The sequence below is a fragment of the Enterovibrio nigricans DSM 22720 genome (assembly GCF_900167155.1).
GTDB classification, from domain to species: domain Bacteria; phylum Pseudomonadota; class Gammaproteobacteria; order Enterobacterales; family Vibrionaceae; genus Enterovibrio; species Enterovibrio nigricans.
Window position 1 is genome coordinate 1 of sequence record NZ_FUXU01000112.1, and the last position, 9,093, is coordinate 9,093.

At 47.1% G+C, this 9,093-nt stretch carries 10 protein-coding genes; 3 read left to right on the top strand and 7 right to left on the bottom strand.

What is annotated here, in order from left to right:
* Genes B5D35_RS24415 through B5D35_RS21310 form a run of 3 tightly spaced genes read right to left on the bottom strand, consistent with a single transcriptional unit; the run spans position 1 to position 747 of the window.
* A complete protein-coding gene (locus B5D35_RS24415) occupies positions 1-159 on the bottom strand; it encodes a hypothetical protein (RefSeq protein ID WP_157828424.1) in 159 nt (52 codons plus the stop codon).
* Positions 156-437 carry a hypothetical protein gene (locus tag B5D35_RS21305; protein WP_078754492.1) on the bottom strand — a complete coding sequence of 94 codons (282 nt, stop codon included), beginning with the start codon at positions 435-437 and terminating at the stop codon, positions 156-158. Before B5D35_RS21305 ends, B5D35_RS24415 begins: the two co-directional genes overlap by 4 nt.
* A 4-nt stretch (positions 438-441) precedes the next feature.
* Entirely contained in the window at positions 442-747 is a 306-nt protein-coding gene (locus B5D35_RS21310; protein ID WP_078754493.1) for a hypothetical protein, read from the bottom strand.
* Positions 748-850: 103 nt separating this feature from the next.
* On the opposite strand from B5D35_RS21310, the gene B5D35_RS25550 reads away from it, so the two are divergent.
* Positions 851-1,141 carry a helix-turn-helix domain-containing protein gene (locus B5D35_RS25550; protein WP_425291250.1) on the top strand — a complete coding sequence of 97 codons (291 nt, stop codon included), beginning with the start codon at positions 851-853 and terminating at the stop codon, positions 1,139-1,141.
* A gap of 42 nt (positions 1,142-1,183) precedes the next feature.
* Positions 1,184-2,152, top strand: coding sequence for a phage integrase (locus B5D35_RS21320; protein WP_078754495.1), 969 nt, complete (start codon positions 1,184-1,186; stop codon positions 2,150-2,152).
* Between the two features lie 114 nt (positions 2,153-2,266).
* On the opposite strand, the gene B5D35_RS21325 is transcribed toward B5D35_RS21320, so the two are convergent.
* Entirely contained in the window at positions 2,267-3,148 is an 882-nt protein-coding gene (locus tag B5D35_RS21325; RefSeq protein ID WP_078754496.1) for a LysR family transcriptional regulator, read from the bottom strand.
* A gap of 95 nt (positions 3,149-3,243) precedes the next feature.
* Between B5D35_RS21325 and B5D35_RS21330 the strand changes: the two genes are divergently transcribed.
* Entirely contained in the window at positions 3,244-4,608 is a 1,365-nt protein-coding gene (locus tag B5D35_RS21330; protein ID WP_078754497.1) for an MATE family efflux transporter, read from the top strand.
* A gap of 41 nt (positions 4,609-4,649) precedes the next feature.
* On the opposite strand, the gene B5D35_RS21335 is transcribed toward B5D35_RS21330, so the two are convergent.
* From B5D35_RS21335 to B5D35_RS25070, 3 genes are all read right to left on the bottom strand, one after another.
* Positions 4,650-7,565 (bottom strand): methyl-accepting chemotaxis protein, encoded by a 2,916-nt coding sequence (locus tag B5D35_RS21335; RefSeq protein ID WP_078754498.1) that lies wholly within the window; start codon positions 7,563-7,565, stop codon positions 4,650-4,652.
* 86 nt (positions 7,566-7,651) lie between these two features.
* A complete protein-coding gene (locus B5D35_RS25065) occupies positions 7,652-8,125 on the bottom strand; it encodes a hypothetical protein (RefSeq protein ID WP_244556693.1) in 474 nt (157 codons plus the stop codon).
* 107 nt (positions 8,126-8,232) lie between these two features.
* Positions 8,233-8,997, bottom strand: coding sequence for an ABC transporter substrate-binding protein (locus B5D35_RS25070; protein WP_244556694.1), 765 nt, complete (start codon positions 8,995-8,997; stop codon positions 8,233-8,235).
* Positions 8,998-9,093: the final 96 nt, after the last annotated feature.

Genomic DNA, 9,093 nt, shown 5'->3' on the forward strand with positions numbered 1-9,093 from the left:
TTATCCCGCGAAAAAGCGAAGAAGGACATGCACAGCCACAAGAGAGGCCAGTAATGCAAACGGCCATTCCATAGGGAAGAAAACCACCGACATAACGCCCCCAAAAAAATTGGCGATGATCAAGAGAAGGTCAGCAAGGCCGTTACGCGTGATGTTCATGGGCGCACCGTCGGCAGGGGCAAAGGCTCAGGCAAGCATTCTTCGCGGGTAAGCAATGCGCCGGCGTCGAGAAAATGTAACGCGGCGTCGGCATCGCCTAGTCGGTAGGCCGCTTTGGCAAATGCCTTTGTGATCTGTAAAAGTTCGGCCATGTCTGCGCAGTGGCGGTAAGTCACGGCGGCAGGCATGGCATCAAGGGAATGGGTTCGCGCTTCGCCATCAAACGCGAAGCCTTGCAGCAGATCGTTAAAGGTCGTGCGCAGTGCGTTATGCGGCATAGCGTTACTCCTGACGCTGGCGACCTAGCACCAGACCTTGAGAGAGTCCATTCGCAAGCTGAACGTCAAACCCTGCGGCAATCAGTGAATCAATAATGAGTTTCGCTTGATTGACATACACCTTGCACCCTCTCCCCGCTTGAATAACAGGCAAGGTGCCGCGCTGCTTTTGTTGGTGTAGCGCGACGACATCCTGCTCTGTTCGGCGTGCGTACTCGTCAATGGTGATAGGCAACATATCGACTTGAAGCACAACAATGTTTTGTCCTGTCTGGACATCCACTGACACTGGTTCTCTTTTTCTACCCATTTGCGGTATCCTCATTAGGTTTGGTCTGCATACCAAACATCAATACATGTCGAATCCACTTAATGATTCGGAATTTACCACTTATAAATACGGTTATCAATATATGAGTTTTGGTAAACGCCTGAAATGCGTTCTTAAGGAAGAGAGGTACAACCAGAGAGAGTTCGCGGAGTTGGTAGATATACCCCAAAGATCCTTAGAGAATTATCTTTCTGATAAACAAAATCCAAGATTGGATGGAGTAATGAAAATAGTGAATCATGTTAAATTTAAAAAATATGCGTTATGGCTGATGACTGGCGATACGGAGCCTAGTTCGGGACAAATATGCCCTGCCTTTTCAATTCAAGAGCAATGCGGCTTAGTCGACGAGGCGTCACGAAAACAAGCATAGCCGTCTATGCACCTGCGTTTTACACCTGGGGAGGGCAACTCAATGTCCATTAAATCTGTCCCTGGTGGTTACGAGGTTGATTGCCGTCCGCAAGGACGCAACGGAAAACGATACAGAAAACGTTTTAAAACAAAGTATGAAGCACAGCAGTATGAACGCTGGCTGATTGCAACGCGCAATAACAAGGATTGGTTAGATAAACCTCTTGATAAAAGGCGGCTTAGTGAGTTGATTGAGCTGTGGTACCTACACCACGGGCAGCACTTAAAAGGTGGGAGAGGTGATAAAATGCGCCTGCTAAACCTTTGTGAGGATTTAAGAGATCCGCCTGCGTATCAGGTTGACAAAGCCCTCTTTTCAAAATGGCGTGCAGCGCGTGCTCAAAATGGGATCAAGCCGTCAACATTGAACCGAGAGCAAGCCAAGTTAAGCGGCGTGTTTTCTGCGCTTATCAAGTCTGAGCAGTTTATTGGCGAACACCCATTAAAGGGGTTAAGCAAGCTTAAAGTGCCGTCGAGAGAGATGGGATACCTTAACATGTCGGAGATCTCCCAACTTCTTGATGCATTGTCATGTGATGCACTCAGCGTTGCCAAACTCTGTTTATCAACGGGTGCCAGATGGAGTGAGGCGGAAACACTGAAAGGCTCCCAGCTGCTCGCCAACAAGGTGACGTTTGTTGATACCAAAAACGGCAAGAACCGTACGGTACCCATCAGCGAAGCACTGGCGATGGAGATTGCAACGGGGAAAAACGGACGTTTATTCTCTAGCTGTTACAAAGAGTTTTACAACGCATTGAAACAGCAAGCGTTCGATTTACCAATAGGGCAAGCGAGCCATGTTTTACGGCACTCCTTTGCCAGTCACTTTATGATGAATGGTGGCAATATTCTCACGCTGCAAAAGATATTAGGGCACGCGACGGTACTGCAAACGATGGTGTATGCACACCTCTCACCCGACTATCTTAATGAAGCAGTGAGGCTAAATCCACTGTCCACAATCTGACCGAAACAGCGGCTTTCAGTGTCTTGTTGCGTCAACGCGTTGAGTGGAAAGACACTGATTTAATCTATAATTGCTTGATATGTAACTAAAAAACAAAGCACCTCAGGGTGCTTTTTATTGCTCAGGAAAGAGGGTGTTGAGCTTGGAGTCAATCCATTGCATCACCTTATCCCATCCTCTTGCTTTACGTTTTATCGCGCTTAACGTTAACAAAGGCGGGCTTGATAATTCGTTGGTGGAAAGCACTTTGACCGAGCCTTCAACCCATTCCATCTGCGCAATATGCTGAGGAACAAACGCCCAGCCTACGCCACGCATTACCATGTTGGAGATATAGAAGTAGCTGTCGACATACCAATATCTTGGTGAGATTGGCAGTTCTCGCGAAACGCCCAAACTGTCTACAATGGCGAGTTGTCGGTATTTCACCAGATCGTCTTCTCTCGGGTGTTTGATTTTTGCAAGCGGGTGATCATTGGCAGCGATAAGTACCTGATTAATGGTCGTGATGTCATACCAATCAAGCGTTTCTTTCATCGACTTAACGCGAAAAATAAAACCAATATCTGCACGTTCGTCTTTTACCCAGGTCGCGATGTCATCTTGAGAGCCGTTGAGGATCGTGAGCTTTAGGTCGGGAAACGCGTCTGCCAGCATTTCAAACAGCATTTCAAATGTCTGCATTGGTACCGCTTCGTCGATCGCGACGGTAAATGCGACAGGGTCGCCTTCAGTGACGGCCATGGCGCGGGCATTCATGCGCTGACATTGCTGCAATATGGCTTTTGCATCAATTAACATTTCCTGACCGGCTTCGGTGAGCACGGGCAGTTTCGCGGACCTGTCGAAAAGCTCAAACCCCAAATCTATTTCGAGATTCGCGATGGCGGTACTGATGCGAGATTGTGCTTTGCCCAGTTTTCGGGCCGCCGCAGAAAAAGATCCATTGTCTGCAGCTTCAACAAAGGCTTTTAGCTGTTCAAGAGTCCACTGCATAGGTGATTACCTATCCGTTTTAAGGATGATTATAATCTTTATTCTATCTCAAATATGAAGATAATAGCGCGAGATTTTTCTCTACGACACTTTTTATGCACATCAATGATTTAAACCCCAATGCGTCAATAACCAAAACGTTTTGGCGGTTCACTATTCCTGCAATTGCCGCCATGATCGTCAATGGCCTTTATTATCTGGTCGATGGTATTTTTATTGGCCACTTTGTAGGTGCGGAAGGTCTTAAAGCCATCAATATCGCGTGGCCTGTGATTTCGATCATTGGCGGCTCAGGATTGATGATAGGCATGGGGACTGGCAGCCTTATTTCAATCTATCGAGGTGAAGAGAAACTTGCCGCTGCACGCAATGCAATGACGACCGGATTATTGCTGACGGCTATTTTCGGCGCACTTTCATCTATCTACATTTTGTTTCTTGGTAAAACTTTGGTGGATCTGCAAGGCGCGACGGGCCTTGCGCAAGGGTATGCGGTCGATTACCTCAATGTGTTTATTTTTGGTTCGATAGCCACAGTTGCTGCGTCTGCATTACCGTTTTTTATTCGTAATGATGACAGTCCGATTGTTGCGACAAGCATGATGGTTGTGGGTGCTCTCTCCAACATTGCCATGAACTATGTGTTTATTGGTGTGCTTAAGTGGGGATTGGAAGGTGCCGCTATTGGTACCGTCGTTGCTCAACTGATTTCGATTGCGATGGCTTTAGGGTATTTGGCTTCAAAATCATCCTATCTGTCGATTTTTAAACACCCATTGCGCAGCAGCGTCAAAGATGCCAAACAAACCATTGTACTTGGCAGCTCATCGTTGGCGATGTTCATGTATTACGGTGTGTTGGTCGCTTTCCACAACAAGCTGTTTGTTGAGTATGGCTCGAATGTGAGTGTGGCAGCGTTTGCGGTCGTCGGGTATCTGATGACGCTTTACTACGTTGTCGCGGAAGGTATTGCTGAGGGCATGCAGCCGCAAGTGAGCTTCTATCATGGCGCGAAGCAATACAATAACATCGTCAAAGTGGCAAAATTGGCCACGCTCGTTTCTTTGATCGCGGGTGTTCTTTGGTTGGCGGTGCTCAACGTATTCCCTGATGTTGTCATTGGTATGTTTAACTCAGGCAATGATGCGTTAATTAATGAAGCAACAACCGGTATTCGCATTCACTTGTCGGCTATGTACCTTGATGGGCTGATTATTTTGGCGTCCATGTACTTCCTTTCCGTGGGTAAAGGCGGGACGTCGTTGGCGATTTCACTCAGTAATATGTTCATCCAATTGCCGTTTCTCGCCATCTTGCCAAAGCTTTACGGGCTAAATGGTGTTTGGATGTCTATGCCTTTGTCCAACGTGGTGCTGGCGTCAATCGTGCTGCCAATTATGTGGCACCATATTTTGAAGCAGCGCACAGTGCCACAATCACCGGAATTAGTGCCGGCGTGACGGAAATGAAAAAGGGGAGCATAAGCTCCCCTTTTTCTTGGTCAGAATTCATCCCATTCGATTTCATCATCATCAGACGGAGGTGGAGAGCGTCGTTGTTTCTTCATCGCCACTTTTTTCGGGACTTTACTGCTTTTAAACTTAGGTGACTTGATTGCTTCAGTGGATTCGGAAACGGTGAAGAACTCCATCATCACGCTCATGTCTTGCGATTGCGAGAGCATACTTTCACCCGCTGTAGCTGCTTGCTCTACCAAGGCCGCATTTTGCTGCGTCATCGTATCCATTCTCGCGATAGTAATGTTCACTTGCTCAATGCCAGAACTTTGCTCTTGAGCCGCTTCACTGATTTCGGCCATTTTAATCCCGACTTCTTCAACCATATTGACGATTTCTTGCAGCATATCCCCTGATTCACAGACGAGCAGCGCACCGTCTTCAACCTTCTTGTTTGAATCACGAATAAGCTCTTTAATTTCCTTTGCGGCTTGGGCAGAACGTTGCGCCAGGTTTCGAACTTCACCCGCGACAACGGCAAACCCTCGGCCTTGTTCTCCCGCTCGCGCGGCTTCTACCGCCGCATTCAAGGCCAGTAAGTTGGTTTGGAAGGCGATTTCGTCGATGACGCCAATAATGTCTGAAATCTTATTGCTGGCCCCGCTGATTTGGTCCATTGCGGTAATGGTACGCATGACAACATTGCCACCTTCACGCGCTTTTGATCGCGCTTCCTCACTGAGTTTGTTTGCGAATACGGCATTCTCTGCACTTTGCTTAACCGTGTCCGTCATGTTTTCCATGCTGGCTGCCGTTTCCTGAAGTGACGTGGCCTGATTTTCAGTTCGTTGGCTTAGATCTCGGTTCCCCGAGGCAATTTCATTCGATGAATTCGCAATGGTAACGGACGCTCGACGGATATCGCCAATAACTTGCGTCAGCTTTTCGATAGTCGAGTTAGTGTCCGACTTCAGTTGACCAAAGCGGCCGGCATAGCTTTTTTCTATGCGCTCTGTGAGGTCACCGCTTGCCATTGAGCCAAATATACGCTGAACGTCAGCAAGAGCTGTGTCAGTATTCGCTGTTAACGTATTCAAGCCTTGGGCGAGATTCAACAAAAAGCCTTGCTTGTCTTCAAGTGATAATTGCTTTGAAAAGTCCCCGCGACTGGCAGCATCAACAACGCCGTCGATATTTCGTTCGATCGCAACCTCGGCCGTTCTGTCTGTCCATTCGATGACGGTGCCTATTCTCTCGCCGTTATCATCGATGATGGCACTGGATGCGATGGCCATAATACGCTCGCCAACACTCAGTTCGACATTGTGAGTGCCTTGTAAGTGTTCAAGTATGTGCCGTTGATGGTTTGGGTTTCGATGGAAGAAATCGATGTTTTGTCCGAGGATGTTGTCGGGGTCGAAATGGGGCACCAGTGTGGCAAAATCATCTCTGGCTTCTTGCATGAGTGCTTTCGACGACCGATTCATGTAGATGATGTCGTAGTTTCGATCCGCGATCATGGCGTTAGTTGATACATTATCAAGTGCTTGCCTGACACGTGCGTTTTCTTCTGACTGCACCTTGGCTTCTTGCTCAAGTTCTGCTTTTATTGACTCAGTTTCTTCGATATTTTCCAACGACGTATTGGTGGCTTGTTTAATCAGCAGTAAATCACCACTGTATTCTGATTTAATACGAATACTGAAATCACCGTCAGCCAAACCTTCCATTACTTTACGTATTTCGCCAATGGCGGCCTGCATGCTGTCCATAAGGGTATTAAACGCGCGGGCGGATTGACCTATTTCATCTTTGCTATTTACTGCCACACGTGCGGAAAAATCGCCATTTATTGCCACATCAGTCAATCGATCTGTCAACGCTTTTACTGGCACGGTCACTGAGCGTGTTACGACCAGTGCAATGATAGAGATTATGACGACGCCCCCAATGAGCACGATGAGCACGATGAGCACGAGGTTTTTTAAACTGGTGATGGAATCAAAGGCTTCTGCCTCATCGATTTCGGCGATAAGTGCCCAATTGTTTTCACCAAACTTGATTGGGGTATAGGCCGACAGCACAGGAACGCCCCGATAGTCAGGAATAATCTCGAATGCTGTTTTCCCTGCGAGCGCATTCTTAGACGCAGACGTTTCTAATCTACCAATTTCAGGGTTTTCAAAAGAAGCCAACACTGAGTGCGTCTCAGGAGAGAGGTAGGAATCTGAACGCATGAGGAAATCTTGGCCGACAAGGTAGGTCTCCCCCGTTTCGCGCATGCCCGTGCGTTGCAACATGATGCGATTTAATTCGTCGAATGATAGCTCCAGCACGGCGACAGCAAGCATTTCTCCCGCTAAATCATTAATAGGATGAGCGATAAAGGAGACGGGTTTATTTTCAATCGCGGAGTAGCGTTGGTAGTCTTGGACAGCGACATCTTTTGTTCGCAGCGCCTTATTAAACACGGTTGCAAGCGGGCTATTTTTTAGCTCCCCTGTATTTAGGTTTGCCCCAAGATCGCTTCTTTTATTCGCGGTATAAACAACGTGTCCGGTGTCTGCTTGGATAATCAGTACGTCGTCATAGCCATAAACATTGACGTAGTCGGCGAGCGTTTTGCCGTGCGTTTCCCAGATGTCTTCATATTCATAGGTATCAATAGGGAATGCATCGTTCTTGGTGACTTCTTCATCGAAGGCATAAAACCGCATCAGTTTTTGAATCTGTTTTGCGTCTTCACTGCCGGACAGAATCCGAATGTCATTGAAGGCGCGGTTAAAGTACGTCTCTAACTGCGTTTTTTTGACTTCACGCATACTGACAAGCTGCGCGAAAGCCTGTTGTTGGAGGGCTTCGCTTGTTTTACTGAGTGCGAGATACCCGACGACCAAAATCGGTAACACACCGATGATAAGAAAAATAAGTAGTAATTTTGACTTCAGCTTTCCAAACATTGTTCACCCTTATCGTCACGCCAGCCAGAAAGGCGCGACGCCTTTCCGGTGCGTTAATGTCAAAGCAAATGTTGCGTTTGAAGCCTCTATTTGACTGACCAATGGTCAGGAGAGACTTCGATTTCCCATAGCGGCATATTCGCCATCCTGTAAGGGGAATAACTGACGTTTTTATTCACGGCCAATACTTTGTTGGGCGTGGGGACAAACAGCATGTATCCACTGTTATAGACGTGTCGCATAATTTTCTCGGATACCACATCAAACTCGGGCGTACCAACAGACTCACGGAACATGTCTTCGATGTATTCGTCCAGTTGGCTGTCAGGGTAGATGGTGCTCCAATAATTGTGTGTTCTGTATACGAGGAACGCTGACCAAGGGTGGTTGTAATACCAATCGTCATCCCCCCAAACCAATAGATCCCACTCTTTGGTGTTTTTCTTTGCATTGGTGCTTAGGAGTTGGCCAAATACGTCCTTTTCACTGGATGTGATATCGAAGTTGAGTTTGACACCCACTTTTCGAAGATCTCGGTCAATCCCTTTCCATATGTGCATAAAGCGATCTTGGGTATACACGTTAAGCTCTAGGCCATTTAATGTTCTTTTAAGATCGTCGCGTATCGATTTAGGGTTTTCTACTTCGGAGTAGGCTTTGAGGTTTTTTACAACCTTGTCGACCCTGGGTACAGTGGAGCCGCGAGGGTGGGGCTGATTTGGCCTTCACCGTTGTAGTATTTGCTCAGTAATCTGCGCTGGTCGATGGCTTTGTTTAATGCAACACGGACGTCTTTATCCAGCAGCTTTTTATTACCAGTGCGCATATTGATGTGAATGGCAATGTTGTTGGTAGACGGGGCGGTAACTAATTTTGAATAGCGGGAACTGACGACCCTGTCCTTCTCAGACACAGGGATGGGCATGATATCCAGTTCGCCTTCTTTATCCAACGCCATCTCTATCGCGACTTTGCTATCAAGCTCCGTGTAAACCGTCACTTTTTCAATTTTTGGATAGTCTGGGTTCCAGTAATTGGGGTTGGCGACAAGCACGGCTTTGGGCGTCTGCCTGTCTCCTTCGATATAGCCTTCTTTCAGCATGTAGGGACCTAAACCATAAGGCCCTGCCTCTGCCAAGTTCGGGCAGGTAGGCTTACCGTTCCAGCCAAATTTCTCCAGATAAGGACGGGTATAAAATTGAATCCAAATCGCATCGTTTAGAAATTGGCCGTATTTTTCCTTTAAATGGAACCGGACGGTGTAATTATCCACCTTCTCAGCGTAATCAAACACGGTATCAATTTTGGTAAACAGGAAAGGTGCCTTCTTAAAATATTCCATGTTCAACAAAACAGCGTCGGCATTAAAAGGTGAACCGTCTTGGAAATTTACGCCTTGGCGTAAATTGAATTCATAGGTTGTGTCATCAATTTTACGGTGTGCAAGGCTTTGTTGCTTAAATCGATGGAACTAAATCTAGAAGCTACGATCTGATCGGCTACACCCATCAATCGTCGTAGTCTCATG